At 33.3% G+C, this 20,941-nt stretch carries 16 protein-coding genes; 13 read left to right on the top strand and 3 right to left on the bottom strand.

From position 1 onward, the window contains the following. The first annotated feature begins 104 nt into the window (after positions 1–104). From WA327_RS00080 to WA327_RS00030, 11 genes are all read left to right on the top strand, one after another. Positions 105–734, top strand: coding sequence for a 7-carboxy-7-deazaguanine synthase QueE (locus WA327_RS00080; RefSeq protein WP_336065019.1), 630 nt, complete (start codon positions 105–107; stop codon positions 732–734). A 67-nt stretch (positions 735–801) separates the two neighbouring features. Then, positions 802–1,350, top strand: coding sequence for an HNH endonuclease (locus tag WA327_RS00075; protein ID WP_336065016.1), 549 nt, complete (start codon positions 802–804; stop codon positions 1,348–1,350). A 184-nt stretch (positions 1,351–1,534) separates the two neighbouring features. Continuing rightward, positions 1,535–3,199 (top strand): asparagine synthase B, encoded by a 1,665-nt coding sequence (gene asnB / locus WA327_RS00070; protein ID WP_336065013.1) that lies wholly within the window; start codon positions 1,535–1,537, stop codon positions 3,197–3,199. 195 nt (positions 3,200–3,394) lie between these two features. Then, complete coding sequence (locus WA327_RS00065) at positions 3,395–4,132, top strand: hypothetical protein (protein WP_336065010.1); 738 nt, start codon at positions 3,395–3,397, stop codon at positions 4,130–4,132. Positions 4,133–4,426: 294 nt separating this feature from the next. Beyond that, positions 4,427–6,364 carry a DNA topoisomerase (ATP-hydrolyzing) subunit B gene (gene gyrB / locus WA327_RS00060; protein ID WP_336065008.1) on the top strand — a complete coding sequence of 646 codons (1,938 nt, stop codon included), beginning with the start codon at positions 4,427–4,429 and terminating at the stop codon, positions 6,362–6,364. A gap of 206 nt (positions 6,365–6,570) precedes the next feature. After that, positions 6,571–7,497, top strand: a complete 927-nt coding sequence (mdh, locus tag WA327_RS00055) for a malate dehydrogenase (protein WP_336065005.1) — start codon at positions 6,571–6,573, stop codon at positions 7,495–7,497. A gap of 131 nt (positions 7,498–7,628) precedes the next feature. Then, positions 7,629–8,282, top strand: a complete 654-nt coding sequence (locus tag WA327_RS00050) for a DUF4412 domain-containing protein (RefSeq protein ID WP_336065001.1) — start codon at positions 7,629–7,631, stop codon at positions 8,280–8,282. Between the two features lie 109 nt (positions 8,283–8,391). Next, positions 8,392–9,018, top strand: a complete 627-nt coding sequence (locus WA327_RS00045; protein WP_336064998.1) for a hypothetical protein — start codon at positions 8,392–8,394, stop codon at positions 9,016–9,018. A gap of 128 nt (positions 9,019–9,146) precedes the next feature. Next, positions 9,147–12,161 carry a protein translocase subunit SecDF gene (gene secDF / locus WA327_RS00040; protein ID WP_336064995.1) on the top strand — a complete coding sequence of 1,005 codons (3,015 nt, stop codon included), beginning with the start codon at positions 9,147–9,149 and terminating at the stop codon, positions 12,159–12,161. A 539-nt stretch (positions 12,162–12,700) separates the two neighbouring features. Continuing rightward, complete coding sequence (gene lgt, locus WA327_RS00035; protein WP_336064992.1) at positions 12,701–13,627, top strand: prolipoprotein diacylglyceryl transferase; 927 nt, start codon at positions 12,701–12,703, stop codon at positions 13,625–13,627. After that, positions 13,627–14,142 carry a DUF192 domain-containing protein gene (locus WA327_RS00030; RefSeq protein WP_336064988.1) on the top strand — a complete coding sequence of 172 codons (516 nt, stop codon included), beginning with the start codon at positions 13,627–13,629 and terminating at the stop codon, positions 14,140–14,142. The genes lgt and WA327_RS00030 overlap by 1 nt, the downstream gene beginning before the upstream one ends. Before the next feature lie 23 nt (positions 14,143–14,165). Here WA327_RS00030 and yidD read toward each other — a convergent pair whose 3' ends face one another. From yidD to folE, 3 genes are read right to left on the bottom strand one after another with little or no spacing between them, the layout of a single operon-like run. Continuing rightward, on the bottom strand, positions 14,166–14,405 hold the full coding sequence (yidD, locus tag WA327_RS00025; protein WP_027880160.1) for a membrane protein insertion efficiency factor YidD: 240 nt from the start codon (positions 14,403–14,405) through the stop codon (positions 14,166–14,168). 42 nt (positions 14,406–14,447) lie between these two features. Next, the gene (gene cysS / locus WA327_RS00020) at positions 14,448–15,932 is read right to left on the bottom strand and encodes a cysteine--tRNA ligase (protein WP_336064982.1); all 1,485 of its coding nucleotides are present in this window, start codon (positions 15,930–15,932) and stop codon (positions 14,448–14,450) included. 8 nt (positions 15,933–15,940) lie between these two features. Further along, positions 15,941–16,627, bottom strand: coding sequence for a GTP cyclohydrolase I FolE (folE, locus tag WA327_RS00015; RefSeq protein ID WP_336064980.1), 687 nt, complete (start codon positions 16,625–16,627; stop codon positions 15,941–15,943). Between the two features lie 193 nt (positions 16,628–16,820). Here folE and WA327_RS00010 point away from each other — a divergent pair, with 193 nt between their 5' ends. Beyond that, a complete protein-coding gene (locus tag WA327_RS00010) occupies positions 16,821–17,288 on the top strand; it encodes a hypothetical protein (RefSeq protein ID WP_336064978.1) in 468 nt (155 codons plus the stop codon). Positions 17,289–17,365: 77 nt separating this feature from the next. Continuing rightward, the coding region (locus WA327_RS00005) for a PKD domain-containing protein (protein ID WP_336064976.1) at positions 17,366–20,941 on the top strand (3,576 nt) is incomplete at its 3' end.

Genomic DNA, 20,941 nt, shown 5'->3' with positions numbered 1-20,941 from the left:
TTTAAAAAAATTTAGGTAAAAATAATAATCTTAGGTTAATTCTTTAACAACTTTCAGGTTTAAATATTCAATAGTTTCAATAGATAACTCTATCTTTGCAAGCTATGAAGCAAGAGATTCAAGACTTAGTAAACAAAGGGTTAATGTTGCCTTTAATGGAAGAGTTTTATACCATTCAAGGTGAAGGATACCATAAAGGAACTGCTGCATATTTTGTGCGTATTGGCGGTTGTGATGTAGGTTGTCATTGGTGTGATGTTAAAGAAAGTTGGATAGCAGATTTGCATCCACCAACTAAAACAGAAACAATTGTTGCTAATGCTAAAAAATACAGCGATACAGTTGTTGTTACTGGTGGAGAACCTTTAACTTGGGATATGACCGAACTTACCAAGCAATTAAAAGCTGAAGGTTGTAAAATTCATATAGAAACTTCTGGTGCTTATGAGTTAACAGGCGAGTGGGATTGGATATGCTTATCTCCAAAAAAGATGAAATTACCTACACAAAAAGTTTACGATAAAGCAGACGAACTTAAAGTGATAATTTATAATAAAGACGACTTTAAATTTGCAGAAGAACAAGCGGCTAAAGTCAATGATAACTGCATTTTGTACATGCAACCAGAGTGGAGTAAGCGTGATAAAATGATACCTTTAATAGTTGATTACGTGATGGCTAACCCTAAGTGGAAAGTCTCTTTACAAACTCATAAATACCTAAATATCCCTTAAATTTAGTAAATTAGCATCAAGCTATTAATCATAGTGTATATTATTAAGTGTGTAAATGTGATACAATATGATTAGAAATTACTACAATGAAAAGTGGAAAGATGTTGTCTTTGACGATGATATCTCCGAAAACATGACATTTAAAATATCCAACTACGGAAGACTAATAAAGGTGGTCGACGGTAAAGATATTTTAATAGAAAAACAATATTCTATAAATGGGTATAATACTGTTCCTGTTGTTAAAAAAAAAGGAACAAAAACGTCTAGATATACTCATAAAATAGTGGCTCAGCATTTTTTAAAAAAACCAGAAGATGCCAAGTTTGTTATTCATTTAAATTATGATAAATCGAATAATAAAGTTGAAAACTTAAAATGGGCAACTAAAAGAGAAAAAGAACTTCACCAATTCAAAAACCCAGAATTTATTGCCAAAAACAACGTTATTAAATACTCTAAACTGACGGAAACTCAAGCACTACGACTTAAGAAAAAACTGTTAGATCCTAATAGACGTACACGTTTAAAAATCTTAGCAAAGCAGTTTGGCGTTTCAGAGATGCAATTGCACCGAATAAAAACTGGCGAAAATTGGGGGCATTTAAAGGTTTAAATGGTTAAACTCACATATTTCAACTAAAATTTGATATTTTACTATTCTTAGATTTCAATTTTAATCAATATTATAATTATTTGTTTTAAAATGTAAGCGTAATACTGTTTATTGTTTTAATAATGAAACATTAAATTCATATTTGCTATATCAATTAGTAACAAACGATTTAAAATATAAGATTATGTGTGGAATAGTATGTGCTTTCGATTTAAAACAGAAAAGTGAAGATTTAAGACCTCAAATATTAGAAATGTCAAAAACTATTCGTCACCGTGGACCAGATTGGTCAGGTATTTACAGTGACGATAAGGCTATTATGGCGCACGAGCGTCTTGCTATTGTAGATCCAGCTTCTGGTAAGCAACCTTTATTTAGCCCAGATAAAAAATTAGTTTTGGCGGCTAACGGAGAAATTTATAACCACAGAGAGTTACGTAAGCAATTTGAAGGTGAATACGATTTTCAAACTCAAAGTGATTGCGAAGTCATTTTAGCGCTTTATCAAGAAAAAGGTGTTGATTTTGTAGATGAAATGAACGGAATTTTCGGTTTTGCTATTTACGACACCGAAAAAGACGAATATTTTATTGCAAGAGACCACATGGGAATTATTCCATTATACATAGGTTGGGATCAAAACGGAACTTTTTATGTAGCTTCAGAACTAAAAGCATTAGAAGGTATTTGTACTAAAATTGAATTATTTCCTCCAGGTCACTACATGTCAAGTAAAGATGGCGAGTTTGTTAAATGGTGGAAAAGAGATTGGAGAGAGTACGATAATGTAAAAGACAACGAAACCAGTATTGCAAAAGTAAAAGAAGCATTAGAAGCTGCTGTAAAAAGACAGTTAATGAGTGATGTACCATACGGTGTATTGTTATCTGGTGGATTAGATAGTTCTGTAACATCTGCAATTGCAAAAAAATATGCGCAATTACGAGTAGAAAGTGATGATAAGCAAGCAGCTTGGTATCCGCAATTACATAGTTTTTCTGTTGGTTTAGAAGGTTCGCCAGATTTAGCGGCAGCACAAAAAGTGGCAGATCATATTGGTACTGTTCATCATGAAATTAAATTCACAATTCAAGAAGGTTTAGATGCTATTAAAGATGTGATTTATAACATAGAAACTTATGATATTACCACTATACGTTCTTCAACACCAATGTATTTAATGGCTAGAGTTATTAAATCTATGGGAATCAAAATGGTACTTTCAGGAGAAGGAGCAGACGAAATTTTTGGAGGTTATTTATACTTTCATAAAGCGCCAAACGCAAAAGAATTTCATGAAGAAACAGTACGTAAAATCGATAAACTACATATGTACGATTGTTTACGAGCAAACAAAAGTTTAGCTGCTTGGGGAATTGAAGGTCGTGTACCTTTTTTGGATAAAGAATTTATGGACGTAGCCATGAGTTTAAACCCACAAGACAAAATGATTAACGGAGAGCGTATGGAGAAATGGATTATCCGTAAAGCATTTGAAGATATGTTACCAGAAAGCGTTGCTTGGAGACAAAAAGAGCAATTTAGTGATGGTGTAGGTTATAGCTGGATAGATACTTTAAAAGAAATTGTAAATAAAGAAGTTTCGGATGAACAAATGGAAAATGCAAAATACCGTTTCCCTATCCAAACGCCACAAAACAAAGAAGAGTTTTACTACCGTTCAATTTTTGAAGAGCACTTCCCAAGTGATGCAGCAGCATTAAGTGTACCGCAAGAAGCAAGTGTGGCTTGTAGCACAGCAACAGCTTTAGAATGGGACGAAGCATTTAAAAAAATGAATGAGCCATCAGGAAGAGCAATTGCAAACGTTCATAACTCAGCATATTAAATTATTTTATATCTTAAAATAATATTGATTAATTACTGTAAATTCCCACAAACGTGGGAATTTTTTATTTATAAGATTTTCTTTACTTTAATAGAATGAATTTTATTACAACTCGATAAAGTGTTTAATTTTATTGCTTAAGATTTGTTTTTTTCTTATTTTAGGTATTCCCTAAGATTTTTAAATAAATCTGTTATGTATAATTTTAAGCTATTAATCACACTTTTATTGATATTCAATTTAAGTTACTCACAAGTTGGAATAAATACAACCAGTCCAACAGCAAGTCTTGACGTAAATGGTAATTTACGCGTTAGAGATATTATAGAAGAAACCGATGTTGCTACTGTTGCATTAGTTTCTAAAGACTCAGTTTTAGTTACTTCGAATGAAATTGTAAAATCAATTCCGTCCAAAGAAATAATTTCTGCTGTATTAAAAACTGCGGTAAAAGGCGGTTTTACAAATGCTACATCTTCAACTTTAAATTTATCTTCAACTTATACAGATATTCCTTTTGATTCAGAAAGTTTTGATTTAAATGATGAGTTTGATGTTACGACCAATACATTTACAGCTAAACAAAATGGTATTTATGAAGTAAAAGTTCAAATAAACGCATCTGCGTCTATTACAGCATCAACAAACTATGGTGTTTGTATATTAAAAAACGGAGTTGTAGAAGCAAGAGAAAACTTTAGTAATATTACAGTAAATGTAGTTTTTCCAGAATTAAATTTAACCTTGGTAACAATACCAGAAACACTTTTGTTAAATTTACCAGTAACGCCACCAGTAAGAAAAGCAGAGGCTTTATTACAATTAAATACAGGAGACACTATTACTTTTCAGGTATTTTCTAATTTAGGAGCTACTGTAAATCTTTCAGATAATATCATAGATAGTTACTTTACTATTGTACAAATTAGATAAAAATTTAGACCTCAAAACCTCGCTTTTGCGGGATTTTTTGTTTTTTGCTAAAAACTGAAATATAAAAAACAACAAAAATCAATTTTAAGATGCTTTTTAGCGCTTTTAAGACGCTTTTAGGTTTTTAACAATTGTTGATAATTTTAACTCTAAGTAGATAAAAATGCTTGAAAAAGGGCTTTTATTTCGTATATTTGTTTGTACTCATAAGAGACGCTAAAGCGTCTTTTTTTATGTATATGGCTTTCTTTTTAAAGGAAATAATTAAACAAGAAATAATTAATAATTCGATATATGAGCGAAGAAAATAAAAAACAGTATTCCGCAGACAGTATTCAGGCATTAGAAGGAATGGAGCACGTACGTATGCGTCCTTCAATGTATATTGGAGACGTTGGAGTACGTGGTTTGCACCACTTAGTTTATGAGGTTGTAGATAACTCGATTGACGAGGCTTTAGCAGGACACTGTAACAATATTACGGTAACTATTAACGAGGACAACTCGATTACAACAGAAGATGATGGACGTGGTATTCCTGTAGATATTCATAAAAAAGAAGGAATCTCTGCATTAGAAGTTGTAATGACTAAAATTGGTGCAGGAGGTAAGTTTGATAAAGATTCTTATAAGGTTTCAGGTGGTTTACATGGTGTTGGTGTAAGTTGTGTTAATGCATTATCAGAGCATTTAAAAGCAACAGTACACCGTGATGGAAAGATTTGGGAACAAGAATATGAAAGAGGAAAAACACTTTACCCTGTAAAAGCTGTAGGAGATACAGATAAAAGAGGTACAATTGTAACTTTTAAGCCAGATCCACAAATATTTCAGCAAACTTTAGAATATAGTTATGATACTTTGGCAAGTCGTTTACGTGAGCTAGCGTACTTAAATAAAGGGATTACTATTCATTTAACAGATAGACGTTCTAAAAAAGAAGATGGTACTTTTGAAGGTGAAACTTTTCATTCTGAAGAAGGTCTTAAAGAGTTTATCCAATTTTTAGATGGAAACAGAGAACCTTTAATGCAAGAAGCAATTTCTTTTGAAGGTGAAAAAAATGGTGTGCCTGTTGAGGTTGCTATGATTTATAATACTAGTTACGCTGAAAATTTACACTCTTATGTAAACAACATTAATACACACGAAGGTGGCACACACTTATCAGGTTTCCGTCGTGGATTAACACACACGCTTAAAAAGTATGCAGATGAATCTGGAATGTTAGATAAATTAAAATTTGACATTGCAGGAGATGATTTCCGTGAAGGATTAACAGCAATTGTTTCTGTAAAAGTAGCAGAGCCACAATTTGAAGGACAAACAAAAACCAAATTAGGTAACCGTGAAGTTTCTGCATCTGTAAGTCAAGCAGTATCAGAAATGTTAACCGATTATCTAGAAGAGCATCCAGATACAGCAAAAACCATTGTACAAAAGGTAATCTTAGCAGCACAAGCGCGTCACGCAGCACAAAAAGCGCGTGAAATGGTGCAACGTAAAACAGTGATGAGTATTGGTGGTTTACCTGGTAAATTATCAGACTGCTCAGAGCAAGATCCAGAACAATGTGAAGTGTTTCTTGTTGAGGGTGATTCGGCAGGTGGTACTGCAAAACAAGGAAGAGATAGAAAGTTTCAAGCTATTCTGCCATTAAGAGGTAAAATCTTAAACGTAGAAAAGGCAATGACACACAAAGTGTTTGAAAATGAAGAGATTAAAAATATCTTTACCGCACTTGGTGTAACTATTGGAACAGAAGAAGATAGTAAAGCATTAAACCTTTCTAAATTAAGATATCATAAAATTGTAATTATGTGTGATGCCGATATTGATGGTAGCCACATTGCAACTCTTATTTTAACATTCTTCTTTAGATACATGAAAGAACTAATAGAAGCTGGTCACGTTTACATTGCAACACCACCTTTATACTTAGTTAAAAAAGGAAATAAAAAGCAATACGCTTGGAATGATAAAGAACGAGATAATATTGTAAAAGAGTTTGGTGAATCATCAAAAATCCAGCGATATAAAGGTCTTGGAGAGATGAATGCAGAACAACTTTGGGATACAACAATGAATCCAGAGTTTAGAACACTTCGTCTTGTGCAAATAGATAATGGTACAGAAGCAGATAGAGTATTCTCTATGCTAATGGGTGATGAAGTTCCACCACGTAGAGAGTTTATAGAGAAGAATGCTATTTACGCAAATATTGATGCGTAATTAGTTTAAAAATTAAATACTAAAAACACCTGTAAATTATTTTACAAGTGTTTTTTTTGTTTAGTAAAATAGTTTTTCAAATAACAGCTAACAGATTAGTTTTAAGCTTAATTTAACTCAATATTTTGAGAGATTTCGGCTATTTCTTCGGCTTAAATTGTTAAATTTGTAGGATAAATAAATTAACACAATTAAAAATATATAAAATGAAAGTAACAGTAGTTGGTGCAGGAGCAGTAGGTGCAAGTTGTGCAGAGTATATTGCTATAAAAAACTTCGCTTCTGAAGTTGTTTTATTAGACATCAAAGAAGGTTTTGCAGAAGGTAAAGCAATGGATTTAATGCAGACAGCATCTTTAAATGGTTTTGATACCAAAATTACAGGTGTAACTAACAATTATTCTAAAACATCAGGTAGTGATATTTGCGTAATTACTTCAGGTATTCCTCGTAAACCAGGTATGACTCGTGAAGAATTAATAGGTATTAATGCAGGTATTGTAAAAACGGTTTCTTCTAGCTTAATAGAGCACTCTCCAAATACTATCATTATTGTGGTAAGTAATCCAATGGATACTATGACATACTTAGTACACAAAACTACAGACTTACCAAAAAACAGAATTATTGGTATGGGTGGAGCATTAGATTCTGCGCGTTTTAAATATAGATTAGCAGAAGCTTTAGAATGTCCAATTAGTGATGTAGACGGTATGGTAATTGGTGGTCATTCAGATAAAGGTATGGTGCCATTAACATCTCATGCAACAAGAAATAGTATCAAAGTTTCAGAGTTTATTTCAGAAGAAAGACTTGATCAAGTAAAAGAAGATACTAAAGTAGGAGGTGCAACATTAACAAAATTATTAGGGACTTCTGCTTGGTATGCACCAGGAGCAGCTGTATCTGGATTAGTTCAAGCAATTGCTTGTGACCAAAAGAAAATGTTCCCTTGTTCTACTTTATTAGAAGGAGAATATGGGTTAAACGATTTATGTATTGGTGTACCAGTAATTTTAGGTCGTAATGGAATTGAAAAAGTTGTAGAAATTGAGCTTAGCGATGCAGAAAAAGCACACATGAAAGAAAGTGCGGAAGGTGTGTCTAAAACTAATGGTTTATTAGAATTATAAGATTCAATTAAATAATAATTATTAAACCTCATAGAGTTTCTTGTTCTATGAGGTTTTTTTATTTTCTAAATTCTTTATTATTTAAAAACAATTTCAGTACATTACAGCATTCAATAATTAAAAATAAAACGATGAAAAAATTAATTTTTATACTTCTTGCGTCTTTCAGCTTAGTAAGTGTTGCTCAAGAAGAATTAAAGGAAGGGGTAATCTCTTCAAAAATGACAATGTCTAGTGATAATGCAGAGATGAACTCGCAATTACAAATGATGGGTGAAACTAAAATTACAACATATTTTAAAGAAGATAGAGTAAGAGCAGAGACAAGTAGTCCTATGTCAGGAGAGACTATTACAATAGTCGATAAAGAGAAAGAGAAAGTATTGACGCTTTTAAATTCTCCAATGTTCGGAAAAAAATACAGTATGTCAGATTATGAAGAGCCAGAAGAGTTAGGAGAAGATATAAAAATCACAAAAGGAGATAAAACAAAAACGATCTTAGGTTATGATTGTCAGCAGTATAATGTAACAATGAAAGCAGAAGGTGTAGATATGACTATGGAGATTTTTGCTACAGATCAAATCAAAGCTCAAACTCAAGAAACGTCACAGTTTGGAGATAAGTTAGAAGGATTTCCGTTACATATGAAAATAAACGTGCTTCAGCAAGGTATGAAAATGACTATGCTTTATGATGTTACAGATGTTAAAAGTGAAGCTGTGCCAAATAACATGTTCGATCTAACACCGCCAGAAGGTTATTCTAAAATGGATGATCAATAAAGTCAATCAAAAAAACTTAATAAAAAGAGCAGCATTTGTTGCTCTTTTTTATTTGTAAAAAACCTCAAAATCAGTCTTTTTAAAGACTTAATTTTTTATATTTGGCACCATGAAAACAAAATGGTACATCAGTGCTCTAATTGTTGTTCTTACTATTTTTGGTGTAGTACAAAATCAAACTTCTTTACCAAACCAAGAAGTACACGTACGCTTTAATAATCAAACAGTAACAACGCAACATTCAGAACAAACAATTGCTTTAATAAAAGAGCAGTTGCAAACTATTGATGTAACCAATATTGTTGTAGAAAAAGACGCTAACAACCAGTTAAAAATAAGTTATCATAGTAACTTAGATGTTGTTTTAATTAAGTCTTTGTTATCAAAAGCAGCTCAATTAGAAATAACGCAAAACTATTTTGAAGTTGACGCAAACGGAAATAATCTACCTGAAAAAAACAGCAAAAAAGGCTTTGATTTTGATGTCTATGAGATTAAAGCTTCATCACAAAATCAATCTAATTCAGCAGGAAAAAGTATAATTGTAACCAAGCAAGATTACGATCGTTCTTCTAATACAAATCTTCCGTTTTACTTAGATGCTTTTGCAGAAGTCGATTTGCTAAATATTTTGGTTTTAAAACAAAATATTTCAAGTCAAAACCATTTGACTTTTAGTAATAAAACTTACACTATACCAGAGGTTAGAGCTGGACCTTTTTCATTTCAATCTTAAGAAAAAAGGAATTCAACCTTAAAAAGCTTTTCAGCTTAACAAAATCATTTTAAACATTATAATTGTCAATTATTAAGGGAAAAATTATATTTGCCTGATTTATAAAATTGACCAAAAATTAACAAACAATGCAAAACAAAGGATTAATAAAACTATTTGCAGTTTTATTTGGATTGGTAAGTATTTACCAGCTGTCTTTCACATTTAAAAATAATGCGGTAGAGAGCGAAGCTACACAGATAGCAGAACAAAAAATTGATGCGTCTGCTGAGGATCGTAGCGCAAAAGTTAACGAATATGCAGCAAGATATTTAGACTCTTTAGCAACATCTAAAGAGAGTGTTTTCTTAGGAAGCGATTACGCTGAGGTTAAAGAAAACTCAATGAAGTTAGGTCTTGACCTTAAAGGTGGTTTAGAGGCTATTTTACAAATTTCTGTAAAAGACATTTTAATAGGTCTTGCAGATAATAGTACAGATCCAACATTTAGAAAAGCATTAGATGATGCTGATGAAATTCAGAAAAATAGTCAAAATACTTATTTAGAAGACTTTTTTGTAGCGTTTGATGCTATTAAAGGAGATAAAAAATTAGCGTCTCCAGACATTTTTGCAACACGTTCTTTAGTAGGAGAGATTGACTTAAACATGTCTGACGACGAAACAAAAGTAGTGTTAGAACAAAAGATAGACGAGTCTATCGTTTCTGCTTTTGAAGTATTACGTAAGCGTATTGATGAGTTTGGTGTAACGTCTCCAAACATTCAACGTTTAGGTAACTCTGGTCGTGTATTATTAGAATTACCAGGTGTTAAAGATGTAGAAAGAGCTACAGATTTAATTACAACAACAGCACAATTAGAGTTTTGGTATGGATCAAATGCACAGTTATTCAACCAGTTTTTAGTTGATGCAAATGAAGTTCTAAAAGCAAAAGAAGGAACTGAAAACGCAGATGCGGAACAAGCAACTGCTGAAGAAGAAGAAATGACTGAAGAAGAGCAAGCTATTGCTGATTTAACAGGTGAAGAAGATGAAACTGTTGCTGAGAATAATCCTTTATTAGATCTTTTTGTAGGTCCTGGTTTTGGAGCAACTTTAGCACAGGTTAGAGTAGAAGATAAAGAGCAAGTAGCTAAACTTTTAGCGATGCCAGAAGTAAGAGCTAAATTACCTGCTGAGTTACGTTACACAAAATTTGTATTTGGTAAAGTAGCAGAAGATAGTGAAGTTGTAGACTTATACGTTTTACAAGGAAACAGAGATGGTGAGCCACCTTTAAGTGGAGCAGTAGTTACAGACGCACGTCAAACTTACAACCAAGCAAACAAAGTTGTTGTAAGTATGCAAATGAATAGTAAAGGAGCAAAGATTTGGGAAGAAATGACTGGTCAAGCTTATAAAACTCAAGGTCAAATAGCTGTAGTTTTAGATAACACAGTATACTCTGCACCAACAGCTTCTAATGGAGCAATTGCTGGTGGAAGTACTGAGATTTCTGGAGACTTTACATTAAGAGAGGCAACAGATTTAGCAAACGTTTTACGTGCTGGTAAGTTACCTGCAAAAGCAGATATTATTCAAAGTAGTATTGTTGGACCTTCTTTAGGTCAAGAAGCTATAGATAGCGGTACAATGTCTTTTGGTATTGCATTAGCATTAGTGTTATTATGGATGGTATTTTACTACGGTAAAGCAGGTGTATTCTCAGACATCGCAATGTTATTCAATATCTTATTAATTTTCGGAATTTTATCTGGTATTGGTGCTGTGTTAACTTTACCAGGTATTGCCGGTATCGTATTAACAATAGGTATGTCGGTAGATGCTAACGTACTTATTTTTGAACGTATTAGAGAAGAATTAGGTAAAGGTAAAGATCAAAAATCTGCAATTAACGACGGATTTAGCAACGCTTTATCATCAATCTTAGATGCTAACATAACGACAGGTTTAACAGCATTAATCTTATTTGTATTTGGTACAGGACCAATTAAAGGTTTTGCAACTACATTATTAATTGGTATTGGTACCTCTTTATTTACAGCAATTTTTATTACTAGATTATTAATTGACTGGTATGTAAATAAAGGAGGGAAATTAGATTTCTCTACAGGTGTAACTAAAAACTTGTTCAGAAACATTAATATCGAGTTCCTTAAAAAGCGTAAAGTAGCTTATATTATTTCTGGAGCTTTATTAATTGCAAGTTTAGGGTCTTTATTTACTAATGGGTTAGATCAAGGTATTGACTTTGTTGGAGGACGTACAACACAAGTGCGTTTTGCAGAACCAGTTAGCGCTGTTGAGGTAGAAGAAGCTTTAGCTACACCAGAAGTATTTGGAAGTGCATCTGTAAAAACTGTAGGAGACGAGAATAACTTAAAAATCTCTACAAAATACAAGATTAACGAAACTGCTAACGAAGTAGACGAAGAAGTAAGAGAAAAACTATACAACGCGTTACAGCCATATTTAAACGGTCAATCTTTTGAAGAGTTTAAAGACCTTTCTAAAGCAGACAAGCAAATAGGAATTATGGATCAATACAAAGTAAGTCCATCAATCGCAGATGATATTAAACAAGCATCATTCTGGGCTGTATTAGGATCTTTAGTAGTGGTATTCTTATATATCTTATTCCGTTTTAAAAGATGGCAATTCTCTCTTGGTGCAGTAGCAGCGGTATTCCATGACGTTATCATCGTATTAGGTGTATTCTCAATTACATACAAGTTTATGCCCTTTTCAATGGAAATTGACCAAGCTTTCATAGCAGCAATATTAACCGTAATCGGTTACTCGTTAAACGATACCGTGGTAGTATTTGACCGTATCCGTGAGTTCTTTAACGAGCACACAAGCTGGCCATTTACAGAAGTAATTGACAAATCATTAAGCAGTACATTAAGCCGTACATTAAATACCTCTTTAACTACATTAGTAGTATTATTAGCTATCTTTATTTTTGGTGGCGAATCAATTAGAGGATTTATGTTTGCCTTAATCGTAGGTGTAATTGTTGGTACATACTCATCATTATTTATCGCAACACCAATCATGTACGATACTGCAAAAAAAGGAGACGCAGCAGATTCTTTAAAAAAGAAAGAAGAAGTAATTGACGAGACTGTTGTAAAATAGTCGCTCAAACTCCAAATAATAAAAAAAGCCTTTCTGCTACATGTAGAAAGGCTTTTTTATATCATTATTTTGGGCGTTACCCACTTTTGCTTCTCATGGCAAAAGTGCGTCGGGCTTTCGCTAGTCGCAATCAAAGATGTGCTCCAACAATAGCTCAATCCCTAACGCAACTTTTATAAAATTAAGTTTATTAATAGACGTTTGAGATTTGTGAATTTTAAATAAGGGAGAAAATATAAGTAAAGTCCTTAAAATTAATTCGGAGAATTGAGAGTCAAAATTCAGAAATAATGAGTGAAGGAATGAAGCTGCAAAGCGAAGCTTTAAGCACGTAATTCCGAAAACGAATGATGCTTTAGCAATTTCCTAATTTTGATATGATTTTTTGTTTCGTTTTGAATCAAGGCAAAATGAAAGTGAAATATAAATTGACTTAACATTTTTTCTTATTAAAATATTTTAAGTAATTAATAAACCTGCGTTAATTCTATTTATAACTAAAGCATAAATACTATATTTACAATCGTAAAAAAAATAACATGTACGCATTAAAATTTGACTGGAATCCAATAACAGGAATAGATATAGCAGGAAACTTTAAAATTCATTTTTATAGTTTAATGTGGATTGTCGCATTTGTTTTAGGACATAAAATAATGAGCTTTATATTTAAACGTGAAAAAATAAAAATAGAATATCTAGATCCATTATTTATTTACACTGTTTTAGCAACTATGCTCGGCGCAAGATTAGGTCATGTAATTTTTTATCAACCAGAGCTTTTTAGTCAAGATTTTTTGAGCATCTTTCTGCCAATACGCACCAAACCAGAATTTGAATTTACAGGCTTTCAAGGGTTAGCAAGTCACGGTGCAGCAATAGGTATTATTATAGGTATGTATTTATATCGTAAAAAATATACTTACAAATCATTAATGTGGATATTAGACCGCATCGTAATACCAGTAGCTTCTGGAGCAGTATTTATAAGAATAGGTAATTTTATAAACTCTGAAATTATAGGAAAAGTAACAGATTCTAGTTTAGGCGTGCGTTTTGTACAAGACTATTACCGTAAATCTGAAATCGTTGAAAAAACAGGGATTAAAGACGTTAAAAAAGCCTATGCTGCAGTAACCGATAATCCAAAATTTGCAAGTTTATTAGAAGCTGTGCCTTATCGTCACGCTGCACAGTTATATGAGTCTTTCAGTTATATTTTTGTGTTTTTAATTCTGATATATTTCTATTTAAAAACCAATAAAGGAGAACAACGAGGTTTCTTATTTGGGTTGTTTTTAGTGTTGCTTTGGACAGTTAGATTTTTTGTAGAGTTTGTTAAAGAAGCTCAAAATCCAGAACGTGCAGATTGGTTATTAAATACAGGACAATTATTAAGTATTCCTTTTATTCTTATAGGTTTGTACTTTATGTTTATGTACAAACAAAAAAATGTAAATAGCTAATGAAATTTTTTAAAGCACTATTAATAGTTCTTGTTTTTGCAGTTAGTTTCACTTCGTGTAAAGAAGAAAAGAAAACCATAGAACAAGTAAAAGTCGAATTTAAAAAAGAAGGAGAACTTACGTTCTTTAAAGGAACAACAGATACAATTATTAAAATTTTTGATGTCGAGATTGCAAAAACACCTTACGAAATCCAAACCGGTTTAATGTATCGTGATGGAATGAAAGAAAACCAAGGTATGTTATTTGTGTTTCCAGATGTGAGAGAGCGTAGTTTTTACATGAAAAACACACGTTTTCCTTTAGATTTAATTTTTATAGATCACAATAAGCGTATTGTTAGTTTTCAAGAAAACGCTCAACCTTTTGATGAGTCATCTTTACCGTCACAAACAAAAGCTCAATTTGTATTAGAGGTTAATGCTGGTGTTGCAGAAAAATTACTGCTTGAAGTTGGTGATAAAATGGACTATTACGAATATAGAATTGTAAAAGATACTATACCTATTAAGTAATAGCTTAATTTTATATAGAGTAGTTATTCTTTTTCTTTTTTTGGAGGAACTGGGTCAAATCCTTTACCACCAAAAGGATGACAGCTAAAAATTCTTTTTATACTTAACCAACCACCTTTTATTAATCCATGTGTTATCAACGCTTCTTTAGTGTAATGTGAGCATGTTGGTTGGTATCTACATGTATTTGGTGTAAATGGAGATATAAAAGTTTGATAGACTTTTATAAGAAATAAAAAAGGTTTGATAATCAGTTTTTTCATTGTTAAAAATGAAAAATCCTCTCATGTAGAGAGGATTTAATATTAATTTGTAGTAAAGGTTGTACCGTCTTTACCATCTTTAAGTTTTATGCCTACTTCGGCTAATTCGTCTCTAATTTTATCACTTAAAGCAAAGTCTTTATTAGCTCTTGCTTCTTGACGTAATTTTATTAAAAGCTCTACAGTTCCCGATAGTTTGTCAGTACCTGTATTAGTTTGAATAGTATCATCTTTTAATCCTAAAATATCAAAAGTGAAATCGTTAATGGTTTTTGTAAGCGTCTCTAAATCTTCTTTAGTTATTGTTACTGTACCATCTTTTATTTGATTGATATATTTTACAGCTTCAAAAAGGTTGGCTATTAAAATAGGTGAATTAAAATCGTCATTCATAGCATCAAAACACTTTTGTTGCCAAGCATTAATATCGATGCTACTTTTCTCAGAAGTTTTTAATTCTGATAAAGACTTCACAGCTTCCATTAATCTATTATAGCCTTTTTCACTAGCTAATAATCCATCGTTTGTAAAATCTAAAATACTTCTGTAGTGTGCTTGAAGCATAAAGAAACGAGCAACACTTGATGTAAATGCTTTAGTGATATGTGGATTGTCTCCTGTGAAAATTTCATTGGGTAAAATAAAATTACCAGTAGACTTTGCCATTTTTTTACCATTCATGATTAACATGTTGGCGTGCATCCAATAGTTGACTGGCGATTTTCCTTTTGCAGCTTGATTTTGAGCAATTTCACACTCGTGATGTGGGAATTTTAAATCCATTCCGCCACCATGTATATCAAAATGTTCACCCAAATATTTAGTGCTCATTGCTGTACACTCTAAGTGCCAACCAGGGAAACCATCGCTCCAAGGTGATGGCCAACGCATAATGTGTGCAGGTTCGGCTTTTTTCCACAGTGCAAAATCTTGAGGGTTTTTCTTGTCGGATTGTCCATCAAGTTCACGTGTATTATGAATTAAATCTTCAAGTTTACGCTTACTTAAAATGCCGTACTCATTGCTTTCGTTATACTTATGTACATCAAAATAAACAGAACCATTTACTTCATAAGCAAAACCATTATCAATTATTGTTTTGATTAGTTCTATTTGTTCAATAATATGACCTGTTGCTGTAGGCTCTATACTTGGTGGTAAAAAATTAAATGTGTTTAGAATGTTGTGAAAATCTACGGTGTAACGTTGTACAACTTCCATAGGTTCAATTTCTTCTAAACGCGCTTTTTTTGCGATACGGTCTTCGCCTACATCAGCATCATTCTCTAAATGCCCAGCATCTGTAATATTACGCACATATCTTACTTTGTAACCTAAATATTTTAAATATCTAAAAATAACATCAAAAGACATAAACGTCCTAACGTTGCCTAAGTGTACGTTGCTGTAAACGGTTGGTCCACAAACGTACATACCAACGTTGCCTTCATGTATTGATTTAAATTGTTCTTTTTCTCCTGTTAAAGAGTTGTATATTTTAATATTTTGGTTTTGGTAAAGTTGCATGATTGATACTAAAATTTAGTCTCTAATTTGATGTAATCTAAAAATTCGCGTTTAGTTTCTTTGTTTTTAAAAGCGCCTCCAAACTCAGACGTTACTGTGCTACTTTCAATGTCTCTAATTCCTCTAGAGTTTACGCATAAATGCTTAGCGTCTATAACGCATGCTACATCTTCGGTTCCTAAAACATCTTGTAATTCTTTTACAATTTGAATAGTTAAACGCTCTTGTACTTGAGGTCTTTTTGCGTAGTAATCTACAATTCTATTCATTTTAGAAAGTCCTACAACATTTCCGTTAGAAATATAAGCGACGTGTGCGCGTCCTACTATTGGTAATAAATGATGCTCGCAAGTAGAATACACAGTGATGTTTTTTTCAACTAACATTTCTCCGTATTGGTATTTGTTATCAAATGTTGAAGCATTAGGTTTTTTATCAGGATGTAGTCCTCCAAAGATTTCGTTCACAAACATTTTTGCAACACGGTTTGGTGTACCTTTTAGACTATCGTCAGTTAGGTCAAGTCCGAGCGTATTCATAATATTTGTAACGTCTTTTTTTATGCTTTCAATTTTCTCTTTGTCAGAAATAGAAAATGCATCAGGTCTTAAAGGAGTATCGTGACTTGTTGCTATATGGTTCTCGCCAATAGTATCGTTATTGTCAAAATTTTCTACAGAGTTATCAATCTTCATTTATGTAAAAAGTCATGTTTAAAATAGTTTGCAAAGATAAGGAATTAATAAATTTTAAAAGTTTAATTAAAGTTAATAATTGTAGAGTGAAGAGGTTTAAGTTTAAAAAAAGTGAATATCATCTTTGAATTAACATAATGTTTATTAAAAATTTCTTAATTTTCCGTCTTAATTTATTATTACAAAAAATACTATGAAACGTTTATTACTGCTAGTTTCCTTTTTTGCAGTTGTTTTTACTGCGCAAAACGTTAATGCTCAAAGCGATAGAAAATTAAAAACTCAGCCAGTTAATTATGGTGAAAATGTCGAAGAACCTTTTACTGCTAAAGAGTTGAGTATGCTTAAAGAAGTATATCAAGATAAATTAGAAATATATGTTTTGAGTAAGCCTCAAAAAGCAAAAGATTTGAAACATTTATTGAGAAATAGAATTGAAATAAAAAGAAATTCTGAATTAATAAACTACATTGATAAATATGAGTTATTAAGTAAACAAGGCTTGTTTAATTATTATAATTCTAATCTTACTTATGATAAAAATTTTAATCCATCAAATTTTAATGTTCTAAAATATAATCTTCAATTTTTTGGAAATGGTACAAATATTTATCGAATAGACAATACAGATTATTTTATTTACATTAAATCTCAATTTTAAGAACAGGTGTCATGAGAAAAATATTATATACTTTTTTGCTTTTATTTTCAGTTTTAGGTTACTCCCAAGATGTTTTAATGCAAACTACAACAGTGAGTCAATGTGGAGGTGTGTTTTATGACTCAGGAGGTAGTGCAGGTAACTATGGCAATGATGAAGATTTTATCTTAACAATATGCCCTGATGTAGTAGGAAACTTTGTAGAATTAAACTTTACTCAGTTTAGTACTCAATTAAATGCTGATTCAATGACTATTTATGATGGTGATGATACTACAGCAGCTGTAATAGGTACGTATTCTGGCGGTGGTGCAGCAGCAAATCCAGGTTTTATATCAGCATCTACAGCTTCTGGTTGTTTAACAATTCAGTTTACTTCAGATGGTTCTGCTAATACAACTGGTTGGGTTGCGGATATTAGTTGTTTTGAGCCATGCCAAGATATTACTGCTGTTTTAGATAGTTCAGTTCCTGCTCCAAATACTGATGGTGAAATATTAATATGTGTTGGAGGAGATGTTACTTTTAATGGTAATGCTACATTCTCGGCAGATGGAACAGGAGCAACTTATAATTGGGATTTTGGAAATTCAACAACAGCTACAGGACAAAGTGTTGTAGCGACTTACTCATCTCCAGGAATTTATGTGGTTGAGCTAACTGTTTCAGACGATAATCCTATTGGATGTACAAATATCAATAGTATTAGTCAGGTTGTTAGGGTTTCACCTGAGATAGATTTTACAGGAACTTCTGCTGTAGATAGTTCAATTTGTTTTGGAGAATCAACTACATTAACAGGAGTTGCAACAATCCCTCAATTTGAAGATTGTGCACCTGAAATTTTTGATCAAACTTGGTTAGAAGATACACAGTCAACAGGGTTAGCAGCTTCTTACACATCAACTATTACTGTTGATTGTTACGGACCTGGTCAAATGATCACTGATGTAAGTCAAATTACTGATATATGTGTAAATATAGAGCATTCCTTTTTAGGCGATTTAGATATTTATTTAATTGCTCCAAACGGAGCTGAAGTTTATTTTGCAGAGTATGGAGATGGTGACGACCCTGGGTACGATTTAGGTATTCCTGATCAAGCAGATAATGGTAACCCAGGAGTTGGATGGGATTACTGCTTCTCTCCATCAGCAACAACTGAAATTGATGATGCAACTACTGTAGGAGGAGCTGTTCCTGCCGGGACTTATTCAGCACAAGCATCTTCTTCTTTTGATAATTTAATAGGGTCTCCGTTAAATGGTAACTGGACTTTTGTTGTTACGGATTTATGGGCTGCTGATGATGGTACTTTATTTTCATGGAACTTAAACTTTGATCCTTCATTAGTACCGCCATCAAATAATATTACTAGTGAAGCATGGGATCCAGACCCTACAATAATTTCTACTAGTGGAAATGATATAACAGTAGCTCCTCCAGCTGCTGGACAATATTGTTATACTTATAGAGCAGTTGATGATTTTGGATGTGAATATACTGAAACAGTTTGTATCGATGTATACCCTGAGGTTGATAATGGAGAGCCAGATGATTTATACATGTGTAATCCAGGAACACCACCTTATATTTTTGATTTAACAGAAAATGATGCTCCGATATTAGCACCATCAGCAATCCCTTCAGATTTAGTTATAACTTATCATGAAAGTCAGGCAGACGCAGATGCTGATACTAATCCAATACCAACACCAGATACTTACACGACAACAGCTACTCTAGGAAATCCTCAAACTATATATGTAAGAGTAGAGTATTTAAATACAGGTTGTTATGAGTCTGAAACATTTACTTTAAACATTACAGCTCAACCTACAATCAATCCAGCTCCAGACATGGAGGTATGTGATGATCCGAGTAATGATGGTGTAGAGCCATTTGATTTAGAGAGTCAGACGCCATTAATATTAGGAACACAACCAGCAGCAGATTATGTAGTAACGTATCACAATAGTTTTGCAGAAGCAGATTCAGACACAAACGCATTAACGAGTCCTTATGTAGGCGGACCAAACGAGCCAATCTATGTAAGAATAGAGGCAGCGGGAGATGCGACGTGTTATAGTGCAACTGCGATGCCATTATTTAATTTAATAGTAAATGCTAATGACGATTCAAGTTTTACAGCGACACCAACGTGTGATGGCGCATTGATGAGTAATGTCGTAACGCCAGGCGGAACCTTTGCATTAACAACAACGGGAGCAATGATAGATTCAGCAACAGGAACAGTAACAGGTGCTGCATCCGGATCCACACATACCGTAACCTATACAACAACAGGTACATGTCCAACGACAACATCAGTAGACTTTACAGTGTTAATTACCGATGACCCGAGTTTCACGATGCAACCAACGTGTGATGGAGCTGTAGTAGATAGTTCAGTATCATCAGGCGGAACCTATGCTTTTAATCCATTACCAGGCGACGGAGCGCTAATAGATTCAGGCACAGGAACGATTACAAATGGTACATCAGGAGCAACCTATACAGTAGAACATACTACAAACGGTACTTGTCCAGCATCGACAACAGTAGATGTAACAGTATATCCATTAGAAGACCCAAGTTTTACGGCAACAGCGACTTGTGATGGAGCAACAGTAGCAATAACAGGAGATACAGGCGGAACGTTTGCCTTAAACCCAGATCCAGGCGCACCAGTAACAATAGACGCAGCAACCGGAGAAGTAACAGGCGGCGATTACGGTACAACATATACGATAGAATATACCACATCAGGACCATGTCCAGAAGTAAGCACGCAAACTGTTACCACGTTAACAGAAGATGATCCAAGCTTTACAATGATACCAAATTGTGATGGAGGAACTGTAGATACAGTAGCGATGCCAGGCGGGACGTATACGTTTAACCCAGCAGCACCAGCAGGCGATACTGTACAAATCAATCCATCAACAGGAGAAGTAACGATGGCAACTCCAGGAACAAGTTATACGGTAGAATATACCACAGCAACCCAATGTCCAGCAACAAGCACATTTGTATTAAATGTATTACCAGCAGACGATTCAAGCTTTACGTTAGACCCAACCTGTGACGGAGCAATAGCCACAATCACAGGTATGACAGGCGGAACCTTTACATTAACAAGTACAGGCGCAACGATAGATCCTGCAACAGGAGAAGTGACAGGAGCATTACCAGGATCAACACATACTGTAGAGTATACGACTAACGGAGCATGTCCAACAACAACAACACAAAATGTGACTGTACATCCAGAGGTTATAGCAATAGATCCAACACCATTAGAAGTATGTGACGATAACATACCAGACGGTATCACACAAATCGATTTAACATTAAAAGATACCGAAGTTACAGGTGGTATAGCGAGTTATGTAGCAAGTTATTACTTAACATTACCAGAAGCAGAAACAGCTACAAACCCACTACCAATCCCATATACAAACTTAGCTAATGGTCAAATAGTTTATGTAAGAGTAGAAGACGCAAATACAGGATGTTATGATACTACTACGTTAGAGTTACAAGTAGAACAAGCACCAACCGCTTTTACACCAACAGCGTTAGAGTTTTGTGATCCAGACAGTGATGGTTTTGGAGAATTTATGTTAACCGATGCAGACACGCAAGTAACA

The organism is Mesoflavibacter sp. CH_XMU1404-2 (genome assembly GCF_037029465.1).
Taxonomy (GTDB): Bacteria; Bacteroidota; Bacteroidia; order Flavobacteriales; family Flavobacteriaceae; genus Mesoflavibacter.
The sequence above is the reverse complement of the archived record's forward strand: the minus strand, read 5'-3'. Positions and strand labels throughout refer to the sequence as shown.